Consider the following 26,413-nt stretch of genomic DNA (forward strand, 5'->3'; position numbering starts at 1 on the left):
TAATTCGCGTATCACCGTCCGATCTTTATCTCCGCGCGACCACGGAGATAAAGATCGGGCTTACCTTTGCCTAGTGATCGGTGATCTGCTCGACATCGTGTTGGTCGCCCTGGTGATTGCCTTCGGCTTCTCCGGATATCGCCAAGGGTTCGTCGTCGGGGCGGCGAGCTTCATCGGTTTCATCGGCGGATGTGTGTTCGGGATTAACCTCGCGCCGCCCATCGCGGGCGCGGTTGTGGACGGAGACGTCCCGCAGTTATTACTGGCCCTGGTAATCGTGCTCCTGGCCGCGATGATCGGCCAGTTCATTACATCTACCGTGGGAGCGGTATTGCGTTCCCATCTGCGGGACGAACCTGCCCGGAAGCTGGACGCAGTAGGCGGAATGCTGGTCGCCGCCTTTTCGGTGTTGGTCATCGCCTGGCTGGTCGGAAGCCTGCTGGTAGCCACCTCGCTGGTGCCGGTCGTGGAACAGATTCGTGGCTCGCTGCTCCTGGCCACGGTTGATCAGGCGGTCCCGGACGCGGCGCGCGACTGGCAGAAACCGTTCAAGCAGTTCATCGACCGGTCCGGCTTCCCGCCGGTGCTGGACGTGATCGCCGGCCAGCCGCTCGTCGACGTTCCACCGCCGAGCGCGGCAGTGCTGAGGAGCCCCGCGTTACAGCAGTCACGTGCCGGGATCGTGCAGGTGCAGGGGACGGCGAGCTCGTGCCGTAAGCGCATCACCGGCTCCGGATTCGTGTACGCGCCCGACCACATCATGACCAACGCGCACGTGGTCGCGGGGGTGGACGCGGAGTTGCAGATCATCGATCACGAGGAGCGTCCTCGCCCAGCGGTGGTGGTTCTGTACGACCCGCGACGGGATGTGGCGGTCCTGCACGTACCGGGCCTCGGACTGCCGCACCTGACCTTCGACGGCGAGGTGGACAAAGGCGAGGACGCCATCATCGCGGGCTACCCCCAGGGCCGCGGGTTCACTCCGCAGCCGGCCCGGGTCGCGGCGCGGCAGAGCGCCGCCATCCCCGACATCTACCGAGGGCCCGAGGTGACGCGGGAGGTGTACCTCATTCGAGGCAAGGTCGAGCACGGCGACTCGGGCGGTCCTCTACTGGCCACCGACGGGCGGGTGCTGGGCGTGGCCTTCGCCGCCGTCACCAGCCAGGAGGACATCGGTTACGTACTGACCGCCAGCGAAGTCGCCGCCGACGCCCGTGAGGCCGCGACCGCCACCAAGCCCGTCAGCACTCAGGTCTGCGACTGATCCCATGGCGGATCACGGCCTCGCAGGCCCAAGCACTCGGCGCTCGGGCCATATAGGCCCGAGCGCCGAGTCAGAATGAGGCGGAAGCGGCCGCGTCGCCGGATCTCAGGGCCGCCTCGACGATGCAGAGCGCCTCACTCTCGTCGATGCCGACGCTCGCCACGACGGCCGCGTAGTCGGCGGCGGCCTGGCGGGCTCGTTCGCGGGCCTCCTCCCCCGCCGCCGACACGAACGACCCCGCCCGCCCCCGGGTCTCGATCAGCCCGGCCTCCTCAAGCTCCCGGTAGGCCCGGCCGACCGTGTTGACGGCCAGGCCGAGGTCGGCCGCGAGCCGGCGGATGGTCGGCAGCCGGGAGCCCACGGCCAGCGTACGGTCGTGGATCTGCCGGGCGAGCTGGGCCCGCAGCTGCTCGAACGGCGGCACCGGCGAGCCCGCGTCGATGACGATCATTCGACGCCGACCACGTGCCGCGCTGTGTCCGCGCACGACGGCGTCCTGGCATGGGCGGCGATGATGGCGGCCAGGCCCAGCACCATGAAGCCGAGGGAGGCGGCGGTCCACCAGCCGGGCGCGGCCCCGGACAGCAACACCACCGGCAACCCCAACAGCACGCTCGGCGCGTTGCTGTCGCGCGCGTCCTCGATGCGCATGATGACGTCGGCCGTCAGCGACACCTCGTCCTCGGCCACGACCGGCCGGGCCAGCAGCTCGCGTAGCTGCAGAGCCAGGCCGAGGCCGGCCCCGGCCACGGCGACCAGCAGCACGACAGCCATGTACCGCACTCTGCCCTCATCGACGGACAGTGCGCTCACCCCCAGCGCGAGCGCACCGGCGAAGATACCGGCCACCAGGACGGCGTACCTCCTTCCAAGGAGGGCCCGCCAGCCGAGCTGTACCGGATGGGCCACTCGCCGCGCCAGCGCGGCCCCGGCCTGCCGGTCGACACGCCGTACCCAGGCGTCGAGCAGCATCCGGGCCAGCACCAGCCCGATGATCGACACGCTCAGGGCCAGCACCAGCGTCGGCCGCGCCGGCCAAAGTCCGCCGGATGCGGCAGTGGCCATCAGGTCAGTGGCCTGTGCCAGCGCGGCCGCGATATACAGCGCGGCCAGCAGGACACTGCCGAGGAGCCGCGTCCGCCGCCGTACCGCCAGTCGTGTGGTCAGCAACGGTGTCGGTGGGCTGCCGCCGAGGCCGTGCTGCCGCAGCCAGGTCTCCGTGCTTCGGACCTCCGCCGGCCGCGGGTCGGCGCTCGGCATGGAACTGTTCGCCATACCGTCTCCTTTGTCGCAAGGTTTGTATCAACATGTTGCGCCATAGCTTGCGACAAAGTCAACAGGGCGACCAGGCATCGCCTGACGCAAGGCGGACGAGTCGCCTCCAGGCGCGGAGGCGAGGCTCTGGGTGTACGGAGTAGCCAATCCGGCGAAGGGATCCCGGAGTTCGAGGGCGCCGCGCCGCGCTCGAACCAATCCCATGAATCTCCCGCGCATAGTTTGACAAATTCGCCATTATATGTTCTCTTGATTTTCCCTTAGAGCGCCTTGATTTAATTTGTCAAATCGGCTCGATAAAGGCTTGGGCATACGAAATGAAGGGCTAACGTAAATGCATGGAATTTCGTCGTCTCGGCCGTAGCGGTCTCTCTGTCAGCGCTATCTCCTATGGGCACTGGCTCGCACACGACACCCCGGACCAGGAAGAACGTGCGCGGGCGTGCGTCGCGGCCGCGCTGGACGCGGGTATCACCACGTTCATCACCGCGGACGCGTACGCGAACACCGCGGCCGAGTCGGTGCTCGGCCGCGCCCTGAAAGGACAGCGGCGGGAAAACCTGGAGATATCCACGAAGGTGTTCTGGCCCACTGGGCCGGGCGGGCCCAATGACAAAGGACTTGGCCGCAAGCACGTCATGGAGTCGGCACGCGCGTCGCTACGGCGGCTGGGCACCGATTATCTGGATGTGTACCAGGCGCATCGATTTGACCGTACGGTGCCGCTGGAGGAGACCATGCTGGCCTTCGCCGACCTGGTCCGGCAGGGCCATGTGCTCTATGTCGGCGTCTCCGAATGGACGGCCGAGCAGATCACGAGGGGCGCCGCGCTCGCCCGGGAGTTGCACGTGCCGTTGGTCTCCAACGAGGCGCAGTACAGCGCGTTGTGGCGGGTGATCGAGGCCGAGGTCATGCCGGCGTGCGAGCGAGAAGGGCTCAGCCAGCTCGCCTGGTCCCCCATCGCGCAGGGCGTACTGACGGGCAAGTATCGCCCTGGGCAGCCGTCGCCCGCCGGGTCGCGCGGCGCGGACCTGAGCGGTGCGGGCAGCTTTATCCAGCCCTTCCTGCGTGAGGACGTGCTGGTACGGGTGCAGCGGCTGCTTCCCCTGGCCGATGAGGCCGAGCTGTCCCTGGGGCAGCTCGCGCTGGCCTGGGTGTTGCGGCGCCCCGATGTGGCTTCGGCGATCATCGGTGCGTCGCGGCCCGAGCAGGTGAGGGAGAACGTCAAAGCGGCCGGGGTCCGGCTCGACGCCGATCTTCTGGGGCGCATCGATCAGGTGCTGGACGGCGTCATCGAAACGAGCCCGGCGCTGACGACGAGCCCGTAACGGGATGACAGGTCGCGGCCTGGGGCGGAGTGCGTCAGCGTGACCTGTTCGCCTTGACGTACTCGGTGCCAAGGACGTTCAGCAGAGCCAGGGCTTCGGCGCCAGGGGATCCTGAGGGCGCGCTGTAGAGCACGAGGTGCTGGTCGCGGTCCGTGAGCGTGAGCGAGTCGCACTCAACGGCGATCTCCCCGACGACCGGGTGCCGGAACGTCTTCGTGAGCGTTGGCGCGGCCTGCACGTCGTGCCGCTCCCAGAGCCGGGCGAACTCGTGGCTGGCGTCGCGGAGCTCGTCGACGAGCTCGGTCACCGTAGGGTCGGCCGGGTAGCGGGCGAGGGTGGCTCGCAGCCCCATGACGACATGGTGGCGGAACTCCGCGGCGTCGGAGACCCCGTACAACGTCTCATCGGCGCGCTTAGGGCCGAGGAATGCCCGGCGCGCGAGATTGCGGTCCCGTGGGGCGAGCTCGGCGAAGTCCTCCATGAGCGCGGCCGCGAGGTCGTTCCACGCGAGCACCTCGAACGCGGCCGAAATCACGAAAGCGGCCGTCTGCGGCAGCCGCTCTAGGAGCGCGAGGATGCTCGGGCGTACGTCGCGCCGGTGCAGTCCGGTACGGTTCGGCGCGGTCCCCGCCAGGACGTGGAGGTGGTCGGACTCGGCGTCCGTGAGCCGCAGCGCGTCCGCGATCCCGGCGAGGACCTCGCCCGACGGTCGCGGCGCCCGGCCCTGTTCGAGCCGGACGTAGTACTCCGTGGAGATGTGCGCGAGGACCGCGACCTCCTCGCGGCGAAGTCCCGGTGTCCGGCGTCGCGGGCCCGAGGACAGGCCGATGTCCTGCGGCCGGAGCCGCTCGCGACGGCTGCGGAGGAACGCCCCGAGCTCCTGTTTGTCCATATGCCCAGTGTGCACGCTTCGCGGCGATCGATCCTGGTACCGTCTGTGCCTGCATCCGGCCTGACACTGTCGTCATGACGAACACCACTGACATCGCACCCATCGGCCTGCTCACCGGCAAGGTCGTGTTCATCACTGGCGCCAGCCGGGGCATCGGGGCGGCCGCGGCCCGGCTCTTCGCCGCCGAGGGAGCCGCCGTCGTACTCGCCGCCCGCGGCACCGACGCCCTGCGGCAGATCGTCACCGAGATCCGCGCCGAGGGCGGCGTCGCCGACGCCGTCACCCTGGACCTCGCCGACCGTACGAGCATCCGCGCGGCCCTCGACCGCGTCGAGGAGCTGCACGGACGGCTCGACGGCGCCTTCAACAACGGCGCGGTGGCCCAGCGGCCCGGTCCGCTCGACACCACGAGCGATGAGGACCTGGAGCAGCAGTTCGCGGTGAACTTCCGGGCGCACTGGACCGCCATGACGGCTGAGGCCGCACTCATGCGACGCGACGGTGGCGGAGCGATCGTCAACACCTCGAGCATCGGCAGCCGCCGCGCGAACCCCGTACTTCCCGCGTACGGCGCCATGAAGCGCGCGCTCAACAGCATCACCGAGACCGCCGCGGTGAGCTGGGCCCGTGATGGCATCCGGGTGAACGGCATCACCCCCGGCGGCACCGCCACGAAGATGATCGACGATTGGGAGGCGGCGACCCCTGGCATCCTCGAGCAGGTGAAGGCATCGGTCCCGCTCGGACGGATGGCCGAGCCCCACGAAGTCGCCGAGGTGGCGGCGTGGCTGCTCAGTGACCGGGCATCGATGGTGACCGGCGCGATCGTGCCGGTGGATGGCGGCGCCGGCGCCTGAAAGGGCTAACCCCGTGCCCGCCGCTTCGATACCCGATTTCGGAGCTTTTGCCGGTCCCGTTCATAGGGCTGGCGTGCTAGAAATGAGAGTTCGCCCGTGATCTAGGAAAGGGGCGTTCGTGGGGATCGAGTCCGTGAAGCGGCCTGAACGAGTTGCGGTCATCGGAGTGGGCATCCTCGGAGCCAGCGTGGGCTGGAACCTGTCCCGGCACGGCGCCAAGGTGGTCTTCATCGACGCGGGCCAGCCGGGCGAAGGCGTCACCAACTGGTCCTTCTCGTGGGTCAACGCCAGCAACAAGACCGTGCGCAGGTCCTACTTCGACCTGAACGTCGCGGGCATGGCCGCCTACCGTGAGCTCGCCGAGACCATCGGGCCGGACTCATGGTGGTATCCTAGCGGCCACCTGCGCTGGACAGACGATCCCGCGGCGCAGGCGAAGCTCCTGGAAACAGTCGGGCTGCTGGCCGGCTGGGACTACCGGGTCGAGGTGTGCACGGGGGCCGAGGTGCGCCGCCGCCTCGAACCCGCTCTCACGATGCCCGACGAGGCTCCCGTCGTGTTCTACCCCGACGAAGCCTGGGTGCATGGACGTCATCTCGTCGGCCGCCTGGTCGGCCAGGCCGTCGCGGCCGGCGCCGAGCACCGGTTGGGCACCACGGTCCGTGACATCGGCACCGGTGCCGACGGGAGCATCCGGACAGTCGCTCTCTCCGATGGCAGCCGTCTCGACGTTGACATCGTCGTGAACGCGGCGGGCCCCAGCGCCTCGCACGTCGCCGGGCTCATCGCCCGGCACTTGCCGATGCGCCGGGAACCCGGCGTCGTCACCCGGATCGGCTGTGCTCAGGTCCCGATCCACCGGGCCATGCACGCACCGCACATCGAGATCCGTCCTGACGGAGACGCTTCGATGGTCCTGCACAGCCGCGAGATCGACGCACTCATCGACACGGTCGAGGATCCGGCGGAACTCGCCCGGCTGCTGCACGAATCGGCGCGGCAGGTCGTTCCCGAGCTCGGCGATTCCCGCGTCGTACAGACGCGGGTATCCAACCGGCCCATCCCAGCCGACGGATTCCCTTCGGTGGGAGCGGTGCCGTCTGTGCCCGGCTACTACGAGGCCGTTTCCCACAGCGGCATCACGCTCGGGCCGGTCATCGGGCGACTGCTTGCTTCGGAGATCGTCAGTGGGGAGAGAGATGAGCTGCTCGCGGACTTCCGTCCGGAGCGGTTCTCCGCGTGACAGTCCGGGCAAGTCTTGACAGTCCGGGCAAGCGCCGCCCAAGCCCGTAACTGAGTGCAGGTCCGGATCTGCTGCTTGTGCAGGTTGGGAGTGTTGCTCGACCCATAAAACATCAAGATCTTTTAGCGTCTCGGAACTCGCATGTCCGGCCGGGGGTCTCCCCAAATCGGGCATAGGCTCGCCAGAACCCACAGATCGCTCCGCCGAGTGCTTTACACCCCTCGCCGTGCGCTTCGATCAGCACCACAAGCGGCTCGACTTGATCGGGTGATCGTAACTCCTTCTGCGATGCATCCGACTATCATCGGCTTTCAAAGATCCGATAAAGGCCGGTCACCTGGAGCCGCACGGATGCAGACCCACGTCCTAGAACTCTGGGAGCGCCTGTATGTCCGCTTCATGCTCAGCGCGAAGCTCGATTCCCTGCATGGGAACAGCTTCGAGGAGTTCTTTCTCAATCTGATGTGCGAGCGCAACCAGGGCTTCTTTGATATCCGCACGCGCGGAAAGCTCGGAGACCTTGGCGCCGATGGCCTGATGATCGACGGCAAGAAGTTGTTCGCCTGCTACGGACCTCAGATCGTCGATGAGAAGAAGATCCAGTCAAAGATAGAAAGTGACCTCGCCAGCGCCATACGGCAGCGGCCCGGAGCCTTCGACACGTTCGTCTTCGTTCACAGCGACCGGCGGGGAATGGACCCGGTCGTCTCGACGGCGCTGACGGAGGCCAAGAAGGGCTTCACCCATATTTCGTTCGAGAACTTCGGCTTCCGGCGGTTCAATCACGAATTGAACCAACTCTCCCGCTACCAAGTCGAGGACCTTCTCGGTTGCGAGTTCCCTGCGAAGAAGGTGGTCACAGGCGTCGCATTGAAGGATGTACGTCCGCTTCTTGAGCACCTGGCACGCGAGCGCATACCACATTTCGGTCTGGGCCAGATTCCCATCCCGTCGCATCAGAAGATGGAATTCAACGAGTTCTCACCCGACGCGATGACCCAGATGACGAACGCGATGGCGTACGTACCGTGCGTCGAGACGTACTACCAGAACGTAGTTGATCCGACGGAGCGCGACGATGTCGCGGCTGGCTTCCGCGAGCACTACTTGATGCTCGCCGAGGCCCACAGCGACCCGGATCGGATCCTGGAAGAGCTGATCGGCCATATTCTCGGCAACGAAGCCAAGGGCTTCGCCGAGTTCTTGAACGCACTCGTCGTCCTGATGTACTTCTTTGGGGAGTGTGACATCTTCAAGATGCCACCATCCTCATGGCCTACCATCCCCGAGCTGAGGTAGCAGATGATCGTTCCAACCAAGGGAGTCGCGCCCCAACGCGCGCTGCTTGCCGTAGGAGCGCAGATCATCCTCGCTACGGGCGCACAACCCATCACCGTGACCCAGGCGTGGCGAAGGCTGCTGGCATGGCGTGCGGATCACAAGCACGACACCCCGGTGCCCTTCTGGTGGTTCGCCTTGGCGCTCGACGTCCTGTACGCGATGGGGCTGGTCGACCTTGATGCCCACATGGAGCTGCTGACGTTCCGTCCCCGGGAAAATGCTGCGTAGCCTCGGCGCCGACGACGAGCGATTCAAGACCCTGCATTTTCGACCGGGGCTGAATCTCCTCATCGCCGACCGCACCACACACTCCGCCGACACCGACAGCCGAAACGGCGCGGGCAAGTCGAGTATGGTCGAACTCTTGCATTACCTGCTGGGAGCAACCAGCCAGAAGCACTCACTCTGGACCCACAAGGCCCTCGCTCGGCATCGCTTCCAGCTGATCATGGACTGGCCCGGGCGATCCGACCCCATCAAGATCGAACGTCGGCCGTCGTCCCTGAAGGTCTACCTCCAGCCCGATGTATCGCGCTCTGCCACCCCTGATCTCTTCGGGCAGGAGTTCTCGGCGGAGATCACGTTGAAGGACTGGCAGTGGGCCATAGCCCGCGACCTGTACCGGATCCCTTCGCCCGAAACGCCGGTAAGCGGGCGTACGTTGCTGTCGTTCGCCATGCGCCGGGTGAACTCCGGGGGTTTCCTCGAGCCTACGAGCACCTTCTCTGGGCAGTCACCGCATGAAGCGATGATCTGTCTCAGCCACCTATTCGGCCTTGACATCGGCCTCACCACCGAGTATCGAACGCTGTCGCAGCAGGACGCGACGCGGAAGAAGCTGGTGGAGGCGGCGAAAGACCCTGTGTGGGGGAAGATCGTTGGCCGCTCGGCTGAGCTTCGGGCGAGATCAGCGCAGTCGAACAGAGGATCATCGAACTTCGGCAACAGGTCCAGGCCTTCCAGGTAGTGCCCGGATACGAGGATCTGCGCCGGGATGCGGACGCGGTCGACCGACAAATCCGTGAGCTTCGCGACCTCGATGAGGTCGAACGCCACAACCTTCAGCAGATGGTGCGTGCCTCCACCGATAATATGGAGCCCGATGACCGCTATCTCGAACAGGCCTTTCACCAGCTGAACGTCGTCCTGGGCAGTGAGGTTCGGCGTCGTTTCGACGAGGTGCGAGCCTTCCACCAGACCGTTGTGCACAATCGCGAGAAGCAGCTCCGGGAAGAGACCCAGCGCGTCGAGCAACGACTGGCGGAGCGCGAACAGGAACGGGAACGTCTGGGCAAGCGGCTCGCCTCACTACTCCAGACCCTCAACGAGGGAGGCGCCCTCGATGCGCTCACCTCGCTGCAATCTGTACTGGCCAGAGAACAGGCGACGCTGGAGGCGTTGCGGAACCGATTCCAGGCTGCCCAGACACTGGAGGCAAGTCGCCGGGAGATCGAAAGCCGTCGACTGGCCTTGGAGATGGCGATGGCCGACGATCTGAACAACAGATCGGCCCTCACTTCCGAAGCCAGTCGGCTGTTCAATGTTTTCGCACGCCAGCTCTACGGCCAGTCACACAATCCGTACCTCGCTTTCGAGGCACGCAAGCAGCGATTGGACATCGAGACGCGGATCGACGCCGATGGCAGCCGCGGCATACACAACATGGTCATCTTCTGCTTCGACCTCACCGCCGCCGTAATTGCCCACCGCAACGGTCGTGGCCCGGATTTTCTCGTCCATGACAGCCACCTATATGACGGTGTAGACGAGCGTCAGGTCTCTGCAGCACTGGAGCTCGCCGCCAACGTGATGGACGACGAGGGCATGCAATACATCGTCTCGATGAACTCCGACGACCTCCATAAGGCTGAGGCCAAGGGCTTCAACCCCGCCCCATACGTCATCGAACCGCGTCTCACCGATCAGCCGAATGGCGGCCTACTCGGCTTCCGCTTCTAAGGCACAAACCTACGGCTTTCCGAGAACCCACGTTCAAGCGGCATAAAGGAAGAGAGCCAGCACCGAGATCTGCCGTGGGACCGGCGCCAAGGGAACGTCACCGGTGCGGGTAAAGCCCGCCCGGATGAGCGTTGGTTGCTCACCCGGGCCAACTTCACGACCTCGACAGTTGCCGACCAGAGAGCGTAAGGGTCCATGCTGCGGTCAGCCGCAAGCATCGCCGGCGAAAAGGGCAGCGTCCGACCCGCTGCGCCTCGCCTGGCCCAGGACATAGCCATCACCGCTCCGCTCAGCATCCACCGCGCAGTCCGCGACTGGGAGTCCTCGCGTGACCCAATCCGACCCACCACACGGCCAGCTCAGACGTGCCGGACTCCTGACGTGCGGCGGCCCGCAGTCCGTTACTGTCCTTGGACTGGTTAACTGGGCGTGCGAAGGATCGCGGCGGCCATCACATGCCGCCCCGCTTCCAGGTGATGTGACGGCAGGAGCGGTACCCGCTGTCGCCGTCCAGCCGGGGTAGCCGGGATGATCTGGATGCCGGCCAGGGCGTCGAGAATGGGCTGTCCGGTGAGGATGGCGTTCATTGAGTCACTCAGAATTCGTCGTAGCCGGAGACCTGCCCGATCGGGAAGATGTGCCGGTTGGCGGCGCAGATCGTCTCCAGGACGTGGACGGGCGTGTCCTCGGTGGAATAACTCGCCCTGAGAACCTGGACGATCCACTCGCCGGGCTCAAGCTCCAACGTCTCGCGCTCGAAAGGTGTCGGCGGCCGGGCGGTCAGGTTCTCCTCCGCGTGGCCGAAGGCATAGCCCAGGGCAATCAGCGCGGACTGAAGCGACGGCTGTACGAACTCCGGCTCGGCAAGGCGGGTGTCACCGAACAGGTCGGCGCGGAAGTAGCTGGTCGCGATCCGTACCGGCACGTCGTTCGCGGTCATCATCTTGCGCCGAGCGACGATCTCCGCACCGGACTCGACCCGCAAGCAGGCCGCTACGTGATCGCCAGCGGGCTCCAGCCCGACGTACAGCATCCGGCGGTCGGCCTTGAGTCCCTGCCGTTCGGCCTCGGCGAGAAAGAGAGACTTCGAGCCTCGTACGGCGGGCTCGGTCGGCAAGGCCCGCTGCACCAGCACCCTGGGTGCGGGCGACGCAGGCCCTTCCGGCGCTCGGGCAGCCGGTCCTTTCCTCATCTGCGAGATGCGGCCGGGAGAGACACCGAGCCGACCGGCGATCTCCTCCAGGCTCATGCCCGACTCGCGAGCCTCGGCGATGGCCTGCCGTCGCATCTTCGCCGCCTCGGTGACCAAGCCCTGCTCCTCGGTCATGAGTCGGCTGAGGATCCGGGCTCGTTCCACGGGGTCGCTCACCTCGGCAACTTCCCTCAGCGTCTTCAAGTCCATCCGGGCATTGCCTCCTCGGTGGTCGATGGCGACCGATTTTAGCCCCCCTATTGCGAGGAGCTGAATCCAGGATCTACTCTCGACTTTAGCCCCCCTATAGCGGGGGTCTTAAGGAGACCCCCGCCTATGGGAGAACGGTGCTGGAACACCGCCCACAGACGAGGGTCTGAAACGCATCGAGAGCTTTGGGGCGTCAACGATGCAGAACCAGATTACTGCCGTGCCTAAGAACGGCAAGATAACTCAAGCCAGGCTGTCCGCAGACCTCCTACGCGACGCACTGCAGACAGAACACGGCATAACGGCAGACACGCACGACGGGTACGACCTCGCTCTGGTTTCGGTCTGGGCGGGGTTGGTGGTGTGGTGCGACGGCGAGTGGTTCTGGTGGCGTGCGGGCTGGGACGACGGTCGCAAGCGAGTGGTATACGCCCGGCATTCAGCCATCGAACCTTCACGGGCCGCTCGGCGGGTGGCCTTCCGATACGTCGATCTCCGCCGACACCATCCGCTCTCGGAGGCAATCGACGATCCGTCCTCCGCTACCAGCGCAGCAGACGCGGGCGCCCTGTGAGCTCCTATCGCCAATGGCTGGGGTGCCGCGTCAAGATCGTGGACATGTTGCACAGTCCGGCGCGAACCCGGGCCTTCGGCGCATGGCTGGCAGGACTGCACGGGACGGTGGTGAACATCCTGCGCAACGAGACTCTGGCCCTCATCGAAGTCGACGGCGAGCTGAACGAGCTGGCCAGTATCGCGCGACGCTGGCCCATCCAATGGGATGACCTGCTCGTGTACACGGTGAAGCCTGGGCCTCTGGAGCCTTCCGATGGCTTCCGGCTCGGGCTGTCCGGCGCAGGACGAGAAGCCGTGCAACATGCCGTACGACTCGACACGAAGCTCAGCCTGTGCTTGGAGCCGGTGTCTCCGCTGCCGATCTGCGACTGGTCGATGCCGTTCTCCCCCATCGCTGCTCGCGCATGTCCAACCTGCGTCCGTCTGGCGGCGATGACCCCATAGAAGATGTGGCGGCGCCGGTGGGCTCTCCAGCGTTACCGCGCCCGGGGCAGAAGCCTGCGATCCTGCGGTGCTCCCACGGCCGCTCGTCCCCGCCCCCGATTGCGTCCCGACCACGGTGCCAACTCCGCCTCGGGTCTGGGTCAGGCCATGGGAGTCGGTGCCGGTCTAGATGATGTTGCCGCCAAGGTCAGGCCGCGCCAACCAGCCAACCCGGCGAAGCGTTCTTGAAAGGCGGTCCGAGCGCAGCGAGGCCCTTCAGGGGGCGGGCGTCAGCCCGCCTGGGAGGACGTCCGGAGCGAAGCGGAGGGCCTTTGTGGGCGGGCGGGCAGCAAACGGCCAACCACCGAATCGGGTAAGGGGTGGGAGAAAGAGGCTAGGCCGACTCTCGGACGATCAGGCTGGTGGGGAGGGCTATCGAGTCGACCTGGTCGGCGCCGTCGATCAGGGCCAGCAGTAGGCGTACCGTCTCCTGAGCCACGTCCCTCAGCGGTTGCCGGATCGTGGTCAGCGGTGGATGTGTGGAGATCGCCACCGATGAGTCGTCGAAGCCGCCCACCGCCACGTCCTCCGGCACGCGCCGGCCCGCCGCCCGCAGCGTGTGCAGGGCCCCCGAAGCCATCACGTCCGAGGCGGCGAAGACCGCGTCCAGGTCTGGTACGCGTTCCAGGAGGCGGGCCATGGCGGTCTCGCCGCTGGCGTGGGTCCAGTCGCCGTGTTCGATCAGCTTCTTGGACGCCTTGCGGCCGAGGACGTCGGCGAAGCCTTCGAGGCGCTGGATGCCGCCCGGCGTGTCCATCGGGCCGGTGATCATCGCGATCTTCTTGCGGCCCCGTGAGACCAGGTATTCGGCCATCTGGCGGGCGCCGCCCCGTTCGTCGCAGGCCGCGTACGGGATCACCGTCTCCCTGCCGATGACGGCGCCGCAGGAGACCACCGGGATGCCGGCGCCGTGGAGCGTGTCGACCAGGGGGTCGCCGGCGTGGGTGGACAAGAGGAAGACGCCGTCGGCGTGGCCGCCCCGTACGTAGCGCAGGACCTGTTCGCGTTCCCTGTCGTCGCCGGCGATCATCATGACCAGCGACAGGTCGCGTTCGCCGAGGCGGCGGATCGCGGTGCGGATGGTGGTGGTGTAGTTGGGGTCCTCGAAGGGGGGTTCGGACAGGACCATGACGACCGATCCGGCGCGCTGTCTGACCAGGTTGCGGGCGTTGCGGTTGACGACGTAGCCGGTCTCGGCGATGGCGCGTTCGATGGCGATCCGGGCCGCGGGGCTCACATAACGGTCGCCGTTCAGGACCCGCGAGACGGTGCCGCGTGAGATCCCGGCCGCCGCGGCCACGTCATGGATGGTCGGCCTTTTCACGCGTTCAGCATCTCACGGTCCAACGCCGACACGCTGTGAACGTGCACACACCTTTTGGGCCGTTTAACGACCCCGTAACGAGGGGTTGACAGGCGCAGATGGCCGGACACACGCTGTGAACGTTCACAGACCCCCAGGACGCTGACTCCCCCAGGTCGAGGTACCCATGCACATGAACAGGCTTGCCGCTGTCGCCGCGGCCGTCACCCTCGTGGCCGGCTGCTCCAGCGGTGGCGCTCAGCAGAGTGCCGCCCCATCGAGCTCCACCACACAGAAGGTCGCCCTGACCTACTGGAACTGGGTGCCCGGCATGGACAAGGTCGTCGCGGTCTGGAACAAGGCGCACCCCGACATCCAGGTCACCTCCAGCACCCAGGCGGGCGGGGACGACTCGGCCACCAAGTTCCTCACCGCCGCCAAGGCCGGGAACCCGCCGGATCTCGTCCAGGCGGAGTACCAGGCGCTGCCGTCGTTCGTGGCGGCCGAGGCGGTGGCGGACATCAAGACGGCGGCGGATCCGGTCAAGGCGCAGTTCAGCGAGGGCATCTGGGGGCAGGTCACGCTCGGCACCGACGCGGTCTACGGCATCCCGCAGGACAGCGGCCCGATGCTGCTCTACTACCGCGAAGACCTGTTCAAGAAGTACGGCATAGCCGTACCGAAGACCTGGCAGGAGTACGCCGACGCGGCCAGGACCGTGCACGCGAAGGACCCGAAGGTGTACCTCGGCACGTTCTCCAGCAAGGACCCGGGCTCCTTCGCGGGCCTGGCCCAGCAGGCGGGCGGGCAGTGGTGGTCGATCAGCGGCGAGGCGTGGAAGGTCGCCATCAACGATGAGCCCACCAAGAAGCTCGCCGACTACTGGGGCGGTCTGGTCAAAGAGGGCGTCATCGACAACATGCCCTACTTCACCCCCGAGTGGAACAAGGCCCTGAACGACGGCAAGCTGCTGACCTGGCCGTCGGCCATCTGGGCGCCCGGCCCCCTGTCGAGCAACGCGCCCAAGTCCAAGGGCAAGTGGGCGATAGCGCGGCTGCCGCAGTGGAACGCCGGCGAGAACTTCAGCGGCTTCTGGGGCGGCTCGGCCGTCTCCGTGTCGGCGGGCTCCAAGCACAAGGAGGCCGCGGCCACCTTCGCCACCTGGCTCAACAGCGACCCTGAAGCGCTCGCCCTGCTGGTGAAGGAGGGCGCCGTCTATCCCGCCGCGACCAAGGGCGCCGACCTGCTCTCCGAGCCGCCCGCGTACTTCTCCAACATCCCCGACTTCTGGAAGCAGGCGGCCGGGTTCGGCGCGGGAGCGCGCGGCTTCACCTTCGGCCCGAACGTCAACGTGGCCTACAACGCCTTCAAGGACGCCTTCGACAAGGCCGCGCTGAACAAGACCTCCTTCAGCGGCGCCCTCCAGAGCGTCCAGGACGCCACGGTCGCGGACATGACCAAGTCCGGCTTCAAGCTCGCCCAATGACGAAGCGTCAAGTTCGCCCAATGACCCCGAGGAAAAGCTGGGCGCCGTACCTGTTCCTGACCCCGGCCGTCACCCTGTTCGCCCTGTTCCTGGCCCTGCCGATCGGCTACACCGGCTACCTCAGCCTGCGCCGGACCAAGGTGTCGGGGCTCGGGCTCGGCAAGGGGTCGAAGCGGGAGATCTTCGTGGGGCTCGACAACTACGCCGCCGCCATCGGCGACGGCGAGTTGTGGACCGGCTGGCTGCGGGTGCTCGGCTACGGCGTGCTGGTCCTGGTCGTGATGCTGGGGCTGGCGCTGGTGTTCGCGCTGATGCTGGACGCGGCCAGGGTACGGCTGGCGCGCTTCTCCCGGATCGCGATCTTCCTGCCGTTCGCGGTGCCGGGCGTGGCCGCCAGCCTGATGTGGGGCTTCCTCTATCTGCCGAGCGTCAGCCCGATCAGCGAGCTGTTCGGGGTCTCGCCGCTGAGCCAGAGCGCGGTCGTGTACTCGATGGCCAACGTGGCGGTCTGGGGCGGCACGGGCTTCAACATGCTGGTGCTCTACACGAACCTGCGGGCCGTGCCCCAGGACCTCTACCAGGCGGCGCGCATCGACGGCGCGTCCGAGCTGCAGATCGCGCTGCGGGTCAAGATCCCGATCCTGGCTCCGGCGATCATCCTGGTCACCGTCTTCTCGGTCATCGCCACGATCCAGGTGTTCACCGAGCCCACCACGCTCCGGCCGCTCACGAACACGATCAGCTCGACCTGGAGCCCCTTGATGAAGATCTACCGGGACGCCTTCGTGACCGGTGACCTGTATTCGGCGGCGGCCACGGCCGTGGTGATCGCCGGGATCTCGCTGGTGCTGTCGTTCGGGTTCCTGCGCGTGGTGAAGAACCGCGCGTTCGGGGAGACCTGATGGCCCGCTCCGCCTCTACGTACGGGCTGGTCCCGACCGGGGTTCTGCTGGTCGGCGCGGTGTACTGCCTGTTCCCGGTGAGCTGGGTGGTGATCGCGGCCACGAAGACGTCCGGCGAGCTGTTCTCGACCTCGATGTTCTCGCCCGGCACCGGGTTCTTCCAGAACCTGGCCGATCTGGCCGCCTATCGGGAGGGGGTGTTCTGGCTGTGGATGCTCAACACCCTGCTGTACGCGGGGGGCGGGGCGCTGCTGTCGACCGCCGTGTCCGCGGTGTCGGGCTACACGCTGGCCAAGTACCGTTTCGCCGGCCGGAACCTGATCTTCAACATCCTGATCGGCGGCATCCTGGTGCCCGCGGTGGTGCTGGCGATCCCGCAATACCTGCTGTTCGCCAAGGTCGGGCTGGCGGACACCTACTGGTCGGTCCTGCTGCCGCAGATCCTGCATCCGTACAGCATCTATCTGGCCCGCGTGTACGCCGGCGCGGCCATCCCCGACTCGCTGCTCGAAGCCGGGCGCATCGACGGGGCCTCGCACTGGACACTGCTGACCCGGGTGGCGTTGCCGCTGATGGGGCCGGGGATGGTGACCATCTTCCTGTTTCAGTTCGTGGCGATCTGGAATAACTTCTTGCTGCCGTTCATCATGCTCGGCGACGACGGCAAGTTCCCGCTGACGGTCGGGCTCTACACGATGCTGGCCGCCGGGGCCAACCATCCGAGTCTGTACAACCTCATCCTCATCGGGACGTTTCTGGCACTCATTCCGCTGATCGCGCTCTTTCTCACGATGCAGCGGTTCTGGCGCACCGACCTCAGCAGCGGCGCCGTCAAGGCATGAAAAATGGGGGACTTACATGATCGAGGGCATGGCGTTCGGCGGGGACTACAACCCGGAGCAGTGGCCGCTGGAGGTGCAGGAGGAGGACGTACGGCTGATGCGGCAGGCCGGGGTGAACCTGGTCAGCCTGGGCATCTTCGCGTGGGTGCTGATGGAGCCCGCCGAGGGCGAGTACGAGTTCGGCTGGCTCGACACCATCATCGACCGCCTGCACAGCGCGGACATCTCGGTGAACTTGGGCACCCCGACCACGGTGCCGCCCGCCTGGTTTTCCAGAAAGTACCCCGACGCCTCCCCCATGACCCGCGAGGGCCTGCGCGTCGGCGCGGGCGCGCGCGAGACCGCCTGCTCCAGCCACCCGGCCTTCCGCGCGGCCAGCGCGCGACTGGCCGAGCGGCTGGTGGAGCGCTACGGCGAGCATCCGGCCGTGGTGATGTGGCATGTGCACAACGAGTACGGGGCGCCGCTCGGCGAGTGCTACTGCGAGTCGAGCGTGGCAGCCTGGCGTGAATGGCTCCGGCACCGATACGAGAGCCTGGACGCGCTCAACACCGCCTGGGGCACCGCCTTCTGGGGTCAGCACTACGGCGAATGGGACGAGATCGACGCGCCCCGGTGGAGTCATACCGTGGTCAACCCGGCGCAGCGCCTCGACTACGCCCGATTCGCCAACGAGGAGCACCTGTCGCACTACCGGCTGCAGCGCGACATCCTGCGCCGCAGCGGCAAACCGGTCACCACGAACTTCGCGGGCACGGTCAACTGCAAGTCGATGGACCTGTGGCGCTGGGCCCCCGAGCTGGACGTCATCGCCAACGACCACTACCTGAACGGCGAGCAGCCCGACAACCACATCCACCTCGCCATGTCGGCCGACCTGAGCCGCTCCCTGGCCGGCGGCGGGCCGTGGCTGCTCATGGAGCACTCGACGAGCGCGATCAGCTGGCAGCCGCGCGGCATCGCCAAGCGGCCCGGCGAGATGCGCCGCAACAGCCTCGCCCACGTGGCCAGGGGCTCGGACTCGGTGCTGTTCTTCCAGTGGCGGGCCTCACGGTACGGCGCTGAGAAGTGGCACTCGGCGATGATCCCGCACGCGGGGACCGACTCGCAGATCTGGCGCGACGTCGTCTCGCTCGGCGCCGACGTACGCCGCCTGGCTCCCGTCAAGGGCGAGCGGGTCACGAGCGAGGTGGCGATGGTCTGGGACTGGGAGTCGTACTGGGCGCTGGAGCTGGAGTGGCGACCCTCGGGCGACCTGCGCTTCCACGAGCGGGTGGACGCCTTCTACGAGGCGCTCTGGCGGGAGCACGTCACGGTGGACTTCGTCCACCCTTCCGCCGATATTTCGGGATACAGGCTGGTTGTCGTGCCGAGCTCGTACCTGCTCGCCGAAGGGTCGGCCAAGAACCTGCAGCGCTACGTCGAGGCCGGCGGCCACCTGCTCGTGTCGTACTTCTCCGGCATCGTCGACGAGAACGACACCGTCCACGCGGGCGCCTACCCCGGCGCCCTGCGCGAGGTGCTCGGGCTGTCGGTCGAGGAGTTCCACCCGCTGCGCGAGCTGGAGACCGTGACGCTCACCGGCGGGGCCACCGGCCGGATCTGGTCCGAACGGGTCCGCCTCGAACGCGCGGTGGCCGTACGGCACTTCACCGACGGCCCCGACGCCGGGCACCCCGCCATGACCGCCAACGCGTTCGGCGGCGGCACGGCGAGCTACCTGGCCGCCGCGCTCGGCGGCGACGACCTGCGCGCCCTGCTGGGCGAGGTGCTCGACCGCGCGGGCGTCTCCCGGCCGCGCGACCTGCCCGACACCCTGGAGCTGGTACGGCGCGGCGCCTGCGTCTTCCTCATCAACCACGGCGACGCGCCCGTCACGGTGCCCGGCCTGACCGGCACGGACCTGCTGACCGGCGGCCCCTTCACGGGCGAGGTCCCCGCGGGCGGGGTGGCCGTCGTGCGCTGAGGGCGCTGAAGGCGCTGAGGGTTGGAGGACCCCGCGGGCCCTCGGCGCCGCGCCACGTCGCGCGGCGGGTCCTTCGGTGGCGATCGGGCGCTGAGGACCGTCCGCCGGGCGCGAGGTTGATCAAAGTCGGCCCCGCCGAGGTTGATCAGCATTAGAGTCCTGGCGTGATCGTCCCCTCCCCGTCCTTCAGCCGGACGACTTCGCCGAGCGGCACGACCGTCGCGTTGGTCTCCGTCCTCGCCGTCGTCATCTGGCTGGCGGGCTTCGTCGCCTGGATGGCCGTGTCGCTCCTCGGGGACAAGGCGTGCGAACTCGGCGCGCTGACCTATGACCAGACCGCGGAATGCGACGCGGCCAGCACGTGGGGCACGATCACCCTCTCGACCTGGCTGCTCGCGCCGATCGGCTGCGCGGTGCTGCTCGCCCTGCTCACGGCCATCCCCGAGCGGCACACGGGCGCTCGTCAGGCGGCCCTGTACGCCGTGCCGCTCGTGCCGCTGCTGGTGATCGCGGAAGCGGCGTTCGCGTACGCCCTGTGATCATCCCTCTCTTCTGGCTTTCGCGCGGCGCTTGCCCTCGTGCATCGCCTGGACGCGGGCGATCGGGATCGTGTGCCCCTCCTCGACCAGGTCCGCGGGCAGTCGCTGCGGCTCCGGCATGAGCTCCGCCCACGGATCGCCGTCGGCGAGCAGGCGCGCGGCGGTGTGGACGGTGAAGTCGGACGGCACGACCCGGTCGAGGTCTTCCCACGCCACCGGGAAGGAGACCGGCGTACCCGGACGAATGCGCGGACTGTAGGCGGCCGCCACCGTCGCCCCACCCGCCCGGGTGGAGTCGAGGAACACCTTGCCCTCGCGGTCCTCCCGGATGAACGCCGTGGTGGCGAGCGCCGGGTCGACGCGTTCGGCGCGCGTGGCCAGGGCTCGGGTGGCCGCGGCCAGGTCGTCCATCGCGGTCCCCGCCACCACGGGCACGAACACGTGCAGTCCCTTCGCCCCGCTGGTCTTCACCGCCCCGGCCAGCCCCGTGTCGTCGAGGGCCTGGCGTACCAGCCGGGCGGCCTGGACGACCTGCGGGAAGGCGTCCCCTTCCGGCGGGTCGAGGTCGAGCACGAGGTGGGTGGGATGCTCGCCGCGGAACAGCGCCGGGTGGTATTCGACTGCCCGCTGGTTGGCGAACCAGAGCAGGGTCCTGCGGTCGTCGCACAGGGCGTAGGACACCTGCCGGTGCGACGCCTCGGCCCAGACGGAGACCGTACGGATCCAGTCGGGGGCGTACTTGGGCACGTTCTTCTGCATGAACGGCGCCTGGCCGGGCCGTACGCGGATCACCGACAGCGCGCGGTCCCGCAGGACCGGGATGATGCGGTCGCGTACCGCGTCCAGGTAGTCGACCAGATCCCGTTTGGTCGCGTTCGATCCGTCGAACAGCGGCTGGTCGAGATTGGTCAGCGACACTCCGTCCCGCGTCTCATCGCTGGTCACCCGGTTCACGATGCCGAGATACGGACGTGAGGTCAACTTTCCGCCCAACACGGGTGGGGCTGGATTTGCGGGGGAAACAACCCACTGCAAATGATTGACGTCCCGTAGCCCTTTCATTACCGTCCTAAGTTAAATATTGTCTGGGTGTAACGAACGGGCGTGGCCATGAGCGATCTGAGCAGACGCGGATTCCTGCGGGTCGGTGTGGCAGCCGCCGGGGCGTTAGCCCTGGCGGGCTGCGCGGGCGGTGGCGGCGGATCGGGCGGGGCGGCCAGCATGCAGTTCGCCTGGTGGGGCAGCACCGCCAGGCACAACGCCACCCAGCAGGCCCTCGCGGCGTTCCGTAAGAAGCGGCCCGGTGTCCAGGTCAGGACGCAGTTCTCCGGCTGGGACGGCTACTGGGAGAAGCTGGCCACGCAGACCGCTGGCGGCAACGCCCCCGACGTGATCCAGATGGACTACTCCTACATCGGGGAGTACGCCCGGCGTGGCAGCCTGCTCGACCTGGGCCCGTACCTCGGCAAGGGCTTGGACCTGTCCGGCTTCGCGAAGGACGTCGTCGACGCCGGGAAGATCAACGGCAAGCAGTACGGCGTCAACTTCGGCATCAACTCCATGGCCCTCATCTGGAACCGCACGCTGGCCAAGGAGATCGGCGTCGAGGTGCCCGAGACCTTCACCTGGCCGGAGTTCGGCGAACTGGCCAAGAAGATCGCCGAGAAGGCGCCCAAGGGCGTCTACGCCAGCGAGGACGGCGCCCAGGACGGCGGCGCGTTCGAGAACTGGCTGCTGGAGCGGGGCAAGATGTTCTTCACCGCCGACGGCAAGCTCGCCTACGACGAGAAGGACCTCACCGAGTGGTTCACGTTCTGGGACGGGCTGCGCAAGGCGGGCGCGGCGGCCCCGCCCGACGTGCAGGCCACGGCCTTGGGCGATGTGCAGAACAGCCTGGTCGCCACCCGCAAGGCGGTGATGGACTGGGCCTGGTCCAACCAGCTCACCGCCTACATGAGCGTCACCAAGGACGATATAGCAGTCCACGCCTTCCCCACCGGGGACAAACCTGGCCAGTACTACAAGCCGTCCATGCTGCTCACGGTCAGCGCGGCCACCAAACGGCCGCAGGATGCCATCGCGCTGGTCAACGCGCTGGTCAGTGACGTGGATGTGGCCACGCCGCTCGGCTCGGAACGCGGCGTACCGCCTTCTTCGGCGATCCGGGCAGCGCTGGAGCCGAAGGCGTCGCCGTCGGAGAAGCTCGTCTACGCCTACATCGAGTCGCTCTCCGACAAGGTCGGCCCCTTGCCGCCTCCGCAGCCGCTCGGCGCGGGCGAATTGCACAACAAGGTGCTCATGAACATCAACCAGCAGGTGGGCTTCGGGAAGCTGTCCGTTGCCGAGGGGGTGTCCCGATTCTTCGACGAAGCGCGCCGCGTACTGAAATAACAGCCAAGAGGAGAGAAGGGCGGTCGGCGTACCTCTTCCTGTTGCCGTGGTTCGCGGGGCTGCTCCTGCTGACCGGCGGGCCGATCCTGGCCTCGCTGTTCCTCTCGTTCACCGACTTCGACCTGCTCACGACGCCATCGTGGGTGGGTCTGGACAACTACGCGCGGATCATGGACGATCCACACTTCGGCAACGCGGTGCGGGTCACGATGATCTACGTGGTCGCCTCGGTGCCGCTTTCTGGCGGGTTCGCCCTGCTCGTGGCGGTGCTGCTGAACCGGCCCATGCGCGGCGTGGGCGTGTACCGCGCGGCTTACTACCTGCCGTCGCTGCTGGGCGGCAGCGTGGCGATCGCCATCCTGTGGCGGCAGATCTTCGGGCCGGACGGCCTGGTCAACGACGTCCTGTCGGCCTTCGGGATCGTCGGGCCGAGCTGGATCTCCACGCCTCAGTACGCCATCTACACCCTGGTGGCGCTGCACATCTGGCAGTTCGGCTCGCCCATGCTGATCTTTCTGGCCGGCCTCAAGCAGATCCCGGCCGAGTTGTACGACGCCGCGGCGGTCGACGGGGCAGGCAAGGTGCGGGCCTTCTTCCGGATCACGCTGCCCATGCTCAGCCCGATCATCTTCTTCAACCTGGTGCTGCAGACGGTCAACGCGTTCAAGGCGTTCACCCCGGCGTTCATCCTCAGTGGCGGGACGGGCGGCCCCGCGGACTCCACGCTCTTCTACACGCTCTACATCTACCAGGAGGGGTTCGGGAACTTCCGCATGGGCTACGCCTCGGCCCTGGCCTGGCTCCTGCTCCTGGTGACCGCGGTCTTCACCGCGGTGGCCTTCCGTTCGTCGAGGTACTGGGTGCACTATGCCGACTAGGTCACGCTGGGCCGTTCACGTGCTGATCGTCGTGGGCGCGCTGGCCATGCTCTACCCGTTGTTCTGGATGATCAGCTCGTCGTTCAAGCCCAACGACGAGATCTTCGCCGATCCCGGCCTGGTGCCCCAGACCGTCGTCACGGACAACTACACCGATGGCTGGAACGCCCTCGGCGTGCCCTTCACCGGCTTCTTCGCCAATTCGTTCATCGTGGCGACGGCGGCCGTCATCGGTAACGTCATGTCGTGCTCGATGGCGGCCTACGCCTTCGCCAGGCTGTCGTTCCGGTTCAAGGGCGTCTGGTTCGGCGTCATGCTCGGGTCGATCATGCTGCCGATCCACGTGCTGATCGTGCCGCAGTACACCCTGTTCAAAGCGCTGGGCTGGGTCGACACGTTCCTGCCGCTGATCGTGCCGAAGTTCCTGGCCGTGGACGGGTTCTTCGTCTTCCTGATGGTGCAGTTCATCCGGTCGCTGCCCAGGGAGCTCGACGACGCGGCCAGGATCGACGGCTGCGGGCCGATCCAGGTGTACTGGCGGATCATCCTGCCCCTGTCGAGCCCCGCGCTGATCACCACCGCGATCTTCACCTTCATCTGGACCTGGGACGACTTCTTCAGCCAGCTCGTCTACCTCAGCGACGTGTCGACGTACACGGTGCCGCTGGCGCTGCGGGCCTTCCTCGACTCCAGCAGCGGCTCCACGTGGGGGCCCATGCTGGCCATGGCCGTGCTGTCGCTCGTGCCGATCCTGGGCTTCTTCCTCATCTTCCAACGGCGCATCACCGAGGGCATCTCCACGACCGGTCTCAAGGGCTGACGGGTTTTGCTCAGCTCGGGTGGCATGATGCGGGAATGGTGGTAGTTCCCGAACTTCCGGCGGGCGACAGACTCTTGCTTCGCCCGTGGCGGCTGGATGACGTCGTGGCGGTGCAGGAGGCTTCCGAGGACGCCTACATCCCCCTGGTCACCGGCGTGCCACCGAATTACTCGGCCGCCGAGGGCATCGCCTTCATCCAACGTCAGTGGACCAAGGCCGCCGACGGGATCGGCTACTCCTTCGCGATCGCGAATTCCGGCGACAACCGAGCCGTGGGCCAGATCGGATTGTGGCCGGGTCTTCATGGGCGGGCCTCGGTGGGTTACTGGGTGGCGAAGTCGGCCCGAGGCCAAGGCGTCGCGGGCACCGCCCTGCGGGCCATCTCGTCGTGGGGCTTGGAGCGGCTGGGGATTCCACGGCTGCAGTTGCACGTGGAGCCGTGGAACACGCCGTCCTGGAAGGCCGCCGAGGGAGCGGGGTTCCTGCGGGAGGGGCTCTTGCGCAGTTGGCAGGAGGTGGGTGGTGAACGTCGCGACATGTACCTGTACTCGAAGCTCATCGACGAGCACCTTCGCCTTCGCTAAGGGAGCTCGGCTTCGATGAGAAAGCGATGATCGCGAGCGGTGAAGGCGCCCTGGGAACAGATGCGCTCATGCAGCGCGCGTAGCCGCCGGTCATAACGGTCGAGGTCGAAGTCGCGGACCTGCCATGGGACCGCGCGCAACTGGAAGACGACAGCGCCGATGTCGTGAAAGACGTACTCGACCATCTCCTCGCGCGCGTCCAGCACCCGCAGCCCGGCGCGGCGGAGCCGATCGACCGCGACTTCCAATGTCCAGCTCGCCGGATCGATCGGCGGCGGTGCGCCCAGGGCGTCATTCAGCTCCAGCCCATTACGGCTGCCTACTTGCTGGGTGAGCAGCCGTCCCTGCGGGACGAGAACGCGCGCGATCTCGGCGGCATTCAGCGCGCCGTGCCTGTTGAGCACGAGATCGAAGGTGGCCTCGCGGACGGGGATCCGATCGGCGGCAGCGCCCAACACCGCCACCCGCAACGCTCTCAGCCGTTTGCCGGCGATGGGGATGTTGGGCGGCCATCCCTCCATGGCGACCGTGTGCCGGGGAAGCGGAGACAGCGAAGCGAGCAGCTCACCTCCGCCGGTGTCCATGTCGAGCAGCCGCCGCGCCGTCGGAAGGAGCGACGAGGCTCGCTCGGCGTACACCCACGACGGTTGTCCACCGCTCGTCCGCCCGCGCAGCCAGCTGAAATCCCACCCGCCGAGGGATGCCTCCGTGGCCTGCTCGACGAGCCGTTCATAGCTCGGTGGGCTATTCGAACCCGACGGAATCCTCAACGCGCGGGCTGGGTCGGATGCGGCTCGCTGGGAACCATGCCGGCCATGGCGTTGGTGATGACCCACCGTTCGTGATCCCGCCAGGCGCCGTCGATGAAGAGCAGCTCGGGTGAGCAACCCTCGCTGCGGAACCCGTGGCGCTGGACCAGCTTCAGGGAGGCCTGGTTGCCGGGTTGGATCTGGGCTTCCAGCCGGTGCAGGCGCAGCTCCTCGAACGCGTAACGCAGCACCAGGCGGAGCCCTTCGGACATGTACCCCTGACCGGCGGTGGGGGCGAAGGCAGCGTAGCCGAGGGAGGCGGTCTGGGCGCGCCCGCGGATGATGCTGTTGATGTTGATGTTGCCCACCATGGCACCGGTGTCGCGCAAGCAGACCACCAGGCCTTCGGCCAGCAGCGGGTCGGCGAATTTTCCGAGAAAGACGTGGAAATCCTGCGGCGTGGTGGGCAGGGACATGTACGGGCCGTACAGGTCGGCGCTGGACCTGACCAGCTCGGTGAACTCAGCCTGATCATCGACGGTCATCCGGCGCAAGGTCACGCGACCGGAATCTCCCCCAAAACCGGTCAGGATGCTCTCATCGCTGCTTTTGACGCCATCGTTCTGAATCACAGCCCACAGGCTAGCTGATCGACTTCGGCCGGTTGAGTCCTCTCGCCGCGGCCGACCGTAGGAAAACGAGTGTCCTCCAGCTGCCCATCGGTGAGCTGCCTTTCAGAGGAAGTTCCATGATCGTTACCTTGGCCGCGTCGGGTGCGCTCGGCCGCCTCGACATCGACCAGCTGCGGACCCGGGCGGAGGTGGTGGCCGCGGTACGCGACCCCGGACGGGCCCCCCTTCTTCCGCGTGCTGGCGCAGCGTACGGTGGGCCTTCTCTAAGATCCGGTATCCACACGGTCTAGAAGCGGGAGCTATGGCGGCAGAGTTCGAGCTCGGCGATTACCGAAGGTCCGCAGAAAGCCTCGGCCTTCAGGCCGGGGATAAATGCGGTCCCCCTTTGGGGGATGGCCCGCCGTAGACGGGGCATCCCGGAGCGCGGAGCGTGGATTTGGGACCTCAGGTGGGGCGGCGCTGCTGTTCGATATACGCCTTGATGATCGATAGGGGCGCTCCGCCACAGGAGGCGGCGAGGTAGCTGGGTGACCAGAAGGGGTCGTGCATGGTGGCGGGGTTGATGCGGCTGGTGAACTCCTTGCGCAGGTAGTGCGAGGAGGCGCTTTTCAACGAGTTGACGAGTTTGCTGATCGCGACCTTGGGCGGGTAGTGGACGAGCAGGTGGACGTGGTCGTGTTCGCTGTTGAACTCGCGGAGTT

General features: G+C 67.0%; 27 protein-coding genes. 18 read left to right on the forward strand and 9 right to left on the reverse strand.

The features are described from left to right. Window positions 1-73: 73 nt before the first annotated feature. Window positions 74-1,264: a MarP family serine protease gene (locus tag AB0J16_RS46515; RefSeq protein ID WP_358552178.1), complete on the forward strand. Its 1,191-nt coding sequence runs from the start codon at window positions 74-76 to the stop codon at window positions 1,262-1,264. Between the two features lie 70 nt (window positions 1,265-1,334). On the opposite strand, the gene AB0J16_RS46520 is transcribed toward AB0J16_RS46515, so the two are convergent. Together AB0J16_RS46520 and AB0J16_RS46525 are read right to left on the reverse strand one after the other, a co-directional pair. Next, the gene (locus AB0J16_RS46520; RefSeq protein WP_358552180.1) at window positions 1,335-1,715 is read right to left on the reverse strand and encodes a GntR family transcriptional regulator; all 381 of its coding nucleotides are present in this window, start codon (window positions 1,713-1,715) and stop codon (window positions 1,335-1,337) included. Further along, window positions 1,712-2,539, reverse strand: coding sequence for a hypothetical protein (locus AB0J16_RS46525; protein ID WP_358552182.1), 828 nt, complete (start codon window positions 2,537-2,539; stop codon window positions 1,712-1,714). Before AB0J16_RS46525 ends, AB0J16_RS46520 begins: the two co-directional genes overlap by 4 nt. A gap of 338 nt (window positions 2,540-2,877) precedes the next feature. Here AB0J16_RS46525 and AB0J16_RS46530 point away from each other — a divergent pair, with 338 nt between their 5' ends. Beyond that, the gene (locus AB0J16_RS46530; protein WP_358552184.1) at window positions 2,878-3,867 is read left to right on the forward strand and encodes an aldo/keto reductase family protein; all 990 of its coding nucleotides are present in this window, start codon (window positions 2,878-2,880) and stop codon (window positions 3,865-3,867) included. 34 nt (window positions 3,868-3,901) lie between these two features. Here the strand turns inward: AB0J16_RS46530 and AB0J16_RS46535 are convergent, their stop codons facing one another. Further along, window positions 3,902-4,759 carry a helix-turn-helix transcriptional regulator gene (locus tag AB0J16_RS46535; protein WP_358552186.1) on the reverse strand — a complete coding sequence of 286 codons (858 nt, stop codon included), beginning with the start codon at window positions 4,757-4,759 and terminating at the stop codon, window positions 3,902-3,904. A 74-nt stretch (window positions 4,760-4,833) separates the two neighbouring features. Between AB0J16_RS46535 and AB0J16_RS46540 the strand changes: the two genes are divergently transcribed. From AB0J16_RS46540 to AB0J16_RS46565, 6 genes are all read left to right on the forward strand, one after another. Beyond that, window positions 4,834-5,616, forward strand: coding sequence for an SDR family oxidoreductase (locus AB0J16_RS46540; RefSeq protein WP_358552188.1), 783 nt, complete (start codon window positions 4,834-4,836; stop codon window positions 5,614-5,616). A 118-nt stretch (window positions 5,617-5,734) separates the two neighbouring features. Then, window positions 5,735-6,859, forward strand: a complete 1,125-nt coding sequence (locus tag AB0J16_RS46545; RefSeq protein ID WP_358552190.1) for an FAD-dependent oxidoreductase — start codon at window positions 5,735-5,737, stop codon at window positions 6,857-6,859. Between the two features lie 351 nt (window positions 6,860-7,210). Then, window positions 7,211-8,158 (forward strand): ABC-three component system protein, encoded by a 948-nt coding sequence (locus AB0J16_RS46550; protein ID WP_358552192.1) that lies wholly within the window; start codon window positions 7,211-7,213, stop codon window positions 8,156-8,158. A gap of 3 nt (window positions 8,159-8,161) precedes the next feature. Further along, window positions 8,162-8,428, forward strand: coding sequence for an ABC-three component system middle component 6 (locus AB0J16_RS46555; protein ID WP_358552194.1), 267 nt, complete (start codon window positions 8,162-8,164; stop codon window positions 8,426-8,428). Further along, window positions 8,418-9,167, forward strand: a complete 750-nt coding sequence (locus tag AB0J16_RS46560; RefSeq protein WP_358552196.1) for a hypothetical protein — start codon at window positions 8,418-8,420, stop codon at window positions 9,165-9,167. The genes AB0J16_RS46555 and AB0J16_RS46560 overlap by 11 nt, the downstream gene beginning before the upstream one ends. Further along, entirely contained in the window at window positions 9,167-10,159 is a 993-nt protein-coding gene (locus tag AB0J16_RS46565; RefSeq protein ID WP_358552198.1) for an ABC-three component system protein, read from the forward strand. The genes AB0J16_RS46560 and AB0J16_RS46565 overlap by 1 nt, the downstream gene beginning before the upstream one ends. A gap of 595 nt (window positions 10,160-10,754) precedes the next feature. Here the strand turns inward: AB0J16_RS46565 and AB0J16_RS46570 are convergent. Continuing rightward, window positions 10,755-11,561 (reverse strand): UTRA domain-containing protein, encoded by an 807-nt coding sequence (locus AB0J16_RS46570; protein WP_358552200.1) that lies wholly within the window; start codon window positions 11,559-11,561, stop codon window positions 10,755-10,757. 612 nt (window positions 11,562-12,173) lie between these two features. Between AB0J16_RS46570 and AB0J16_RS46575 the strand changes: the two genes are divergently transcribed. Beyond that, window positions 12,174-12,581: a hypothetical protein gene (locus AB0J16_RS46575; protein WP_358552202.1), complete on the forward strand. Its 408-nt coding sequence runs from the start codon at window positions 12,174-12,176 to the stop codon at window positions 12,579-12,581. Between the two features lie 373 nt (window positions 12,582-12,954). Here AB0J16_RS46575 and AB0J16_RS46580 read toward each other — a convergent pair whose 3' ends face one another. Then, a complete protein-coding gene (locus tag AB0J16_RS46580; protein ID WP_358552204.1) occupies window positions 12,955-13,944 on the reverse strand; it encodes a LacI family DNA-binding transcriptional regulator in 990 nt (329 codons plus the stop codon). 172 nt (window positions 13,945-14,116) lie between these two features. Between AB0J16_RS46580 and AB0J16_RS46585 the strand changes: the two genes are divergently transcribed. From AB0J16_RS46585 to AB0J16_RS46605, 5 genes are all read left to right on the forward strand, one after another. Then, the gene (locus AB0J16_RS46585; RefSeq protein ID WP_358552206.1) at window positions 14,117-15,409 is read left to right on the forward strand and encodes a sugar ABC transporter substrate-binding protein; all 1,293 of its coding nucleotides are present in this window, start codon (window positions 14,117-14,119) and stop codon (window positions 15,407-15,409) included. 20 nt (window positions 15,410-15,429) lie between these two features. After that, window positions 15,430-16,311 carry a sugar ABC transporter permease gene (locus AB0J16_RS46590; RefSeq protein ID WP_358552208.1) on the forward strand — a complete coding sequence of 294 codons (882 nt, stop codon included), beginning with the start codon at window positions 15,430-15,432 and terminating at the stop codon, window positions 16,309-16,311. After that, the gene (locus AB0J16_RS46595) at window positions 16,311-17,153 is read left to right on the forward strand and encodes a carbohydrate ABC transporter permease (protein ID WP_358552210.1); all 843 of its coding nucleotides are present in this window, start codon (window positions 16,311-16,313) and stop codon (window positions 17,151-17,153) included. Before AB0J16_RS46590 ends, AB0J16_RS46595 begins: the two co-directional genes overlap by 1 nt. A 16-nt stretch (window positions 17,154-17,169) precedes the next feature. Continuing rightward, complete coding sequence (locus tag AB0J16_RS46600; RefSeq protein WP_358552212.1) at window positions 17,170-19,119, forward strand: beta-galactosidase; 1,950 nt, start codon at window positions 17,170-17,172, stop codon at window positions 19,117-19,119. 164 nt (window positions 19,120-19,283) lie between these two features. After that, window positions 19,284-19,658 carry a hypothetical protein gene (locus AB0J16_RS46605; RefSeq protein WP_358552214.1) on the forward strand — a complete coding sequence of 125 codons (375 nt, stop codon included), beginning with the start codon at window positions 19,284-19,286 and terminating at the stop codon, window positions 19,656-19,658. Here the strand turns inward: AB0J16_RS46605 and AB0J16_RS46610 are convergent, their stop codons facing one another. Then, a complete protein-coding gene (locus AB0J16_RS46610; protein ID WP_358552216.1) occupies window positions 19,659-20,603 on the reverse strand; it encodes an ATP-dependent DNA ligase in 945 nt (314 codons plus the stop codon). A gap of 165 nt (window positions 20,604-20,768) precedes the next feature. Here AB0J16_RS46610 and AB0J16_RS46615 point away from each other — a divergent pair, with 165 nt between their 5' ends. From AB0J16_RS46615 to AB0J16_RS46630, 4 genes are read left to right on the forward strand one after another with little or no spacing between them, the layout of a single operon-like run. Next, window positions 20,769-22,049: an extracellular solute-binding protein gene (locus AB0J16_RS46615; RefSeq protein ID WP_358552218.1), complete on the forward strand. Its 1,281-nt coding sequence runs from the start codon at window positions 20,769-20,771 to the stop codon at window positions 22,047-22,049. After that, window positions 22,016-22,927, forward strand: a complete 912-nt coding sequence (locus AB0J16_RS46620; RefSeq protein ID WP_358552238.1) for a sugar ABC transporter permease — start codon at window positions 22,016-22,018, stop codon at window positions 22,925-22,927. Before AB0J16_RS46615 ends, AB0J16_RS46620 begins: the two co-directional genes overlap by 34 nt. Beyond that, complete coding sequence (locus tag AB0J16_RS46625) at window positions 22,917-23,747, forward strand: carbohydrate ABC transporter permease (RefSeq protein ID WP_357958237.1); 831 nt, start codon at window positions 22,917-22,919, stop codon at window positions 23,745-23,747. The genes AB0J16_RS46620 and AB0J16_RS46625 overlap by 11 nt, the downstream gene beginning before the upstream one ends. Before the next feature lie 35 nt (window positions 23,748-23,782). Continuing rightward, entirely contained in the window at window positions 23,783-24,331 is a 549-nt protein-coding gene (locus AB0J16_RS46630) for a GNAT family protein (RefSeq protein ID WP_358552220.1), read from the forward strand. Here AB0J16_RS46630 and AB0J16_RS46635 read toward each other — a convergent pair. The 3 genes from AB0J16_RS46635 to tnpA form a co-directional block, all read right to left on the reverse strand. Continuing rightward, entirely contained in the window at window positions 24,328-24,969 is a 642-nt protein-coding gene (locus tag AB0J16_RS46635; RefSeq protein ID WP_358552222.1) for a methyltransferase domain-containing protein, read from the reverse strand. The two genes, AB0J16_RS46630 and AB0J16_RS46635, sit on opposite strands and share 4 nt — an antisense overlap. A gap of 128 nt (window positions 24,970-25,097) precedes the next feature. Then, complete coding sequence (locus AB0J16_RS46640; protein ID WP_358552240.1) at window positions 25,098-25,640, reverse strand: GNAT family N-acetyltransferase; 543 nt, start codon at window positions 25,638-25,640, stop codon at window positions 25,098-25,100. Between the two features lie 516 nt (window positions 25,641-26,156). Beyond that, the coding region (tnpA, locus tag AB0J16_RS46645) for an IS200/IS605 family transposase (RefSeq protein ID WP_358552224.1) at window positions 26,157-26,413 on the reverse strand (257 nt) is incomplete at its 5' end.

Origin of the sequence: Nonomuraea sp. NPDC049750, assembly GCF_040659625.1 — a bacterium.
Classification (GTDB): domain Bacteria; phylum Actinomycetota; class Actinomycetes; order Streptosporangiales; family Streptosporangiaceae; genus Nonomuraea.

Coding starts and splice junctions, on each gene's coding strand:
- AB0J16_RS46590 (WP_358552208.1), top strand. CDS start 15,430: ATGACCCCGAGGAAAAGCTGGGCGCCGTACCTGTTCCTGACCCCGGCC.
- AB0J16_RS46555 (WP_358552194.1), top strand. CDS start 8,162: ATGATCGTTCCAACCAAGGGAGTCGCGCCCCAACGCGCGCTGCTTGCC.
- AB0J16_RS46560 (WP_358552196.1), top strand. CDS start 8,418: ATGCTGCGTAGCCTCGGCGCCGACGACGAGCGATTCAAGACCCTGCAT.
- AB0J16_RS46540 (WP_358552188.1), top strand. CDS start 4,834: ATGACGAACACCACTGACATCGCACCCATCGGCCTGCTCACCGGCAAG.
- AB0J16_RS46550 (WP_358552192.1), top strand. CDS start 7,211: ATGCAGACCCACGTCCTAGAACTCTGGGAGCGCCTGTATGTCCGCTTC.
- AB0J16_RS46600 (WP_358552212.1), top strand. CDS start 17,170: ATGATCGAGGGCATGGCGTTCGGCGGGGACTACAACCCGGAGCAGTGG.
- AB0J16_RS46535 (WP_358552186.1), bottom strand. CDS start 4,759: ATGGACAAACAGGAGCTCGGGGCGTTCCTCCGCAGCCGTCGCGAGCGG.
- AB0J16_RS46615 (WP_358552218.1), top strand. CDS start 20,769: ATGAGCGATCTGAGCAGACGCGGATTCCTGCGGGTCGGTGTGGCAGCC.
- AB0J16_RS46525 (WP_358552182.1), bottom strand. CDS start 2,539: ATGGCGAACAGTTCCATGCCGAGCGCCGACCCGCGGCCGGCGGAGGTC.
- AB0J16_RS46530 (WP_358552184.1), top strand. CDS start 2,878: ATGGAATTTCGTCGTCTCGGCCGTAGCGGTCTCTCTGTCAGCGCTATC.
- AB0J16_RS46625 (WP_357958237.1), top strand. CDS start 22,917: ATGCCGACTAGGTCACGCTGGGCCGTTCACGTGCTGATCGTCGTGGGC.
- AB0J16_RS46585 (WP_358552206.1), top strand. CDS start 14,117: ATGAACAGGCTTGCCGCTGTCGCCGCGGCCGTCACCCTCGTGGCCGGC.
- AB0J16_RS46520 (WP_358552180.1), bottom strand. CDS start 1,715: ATGATCGTCATCGACGCGGGCTCGCCGGTGCCGCCGTTCGAGCAGCTG.
- AB0J16_RS46630 (WP_358552220.1), top strand. CDS start 23,783: ATGGTGGTAGTTCCCGAACTTCCGGCGGGCGACAGACTCTTGCTTCGC.
- AB0J16_RS46595 (WP_358552210.1), top strand. CDS start 16,311: ATGGCCCGCTCCGCCTCTACGTACGGGCTGGTCCCGACCGGGGTTCTG.
- AB0J16_RS46570 (WP_358552200.1), bottom strand. CDS start 11,561: ATGGACTTGAAGACGCTGAGGGAAGTTGCCGAGGTGAGCGACCCCGTG.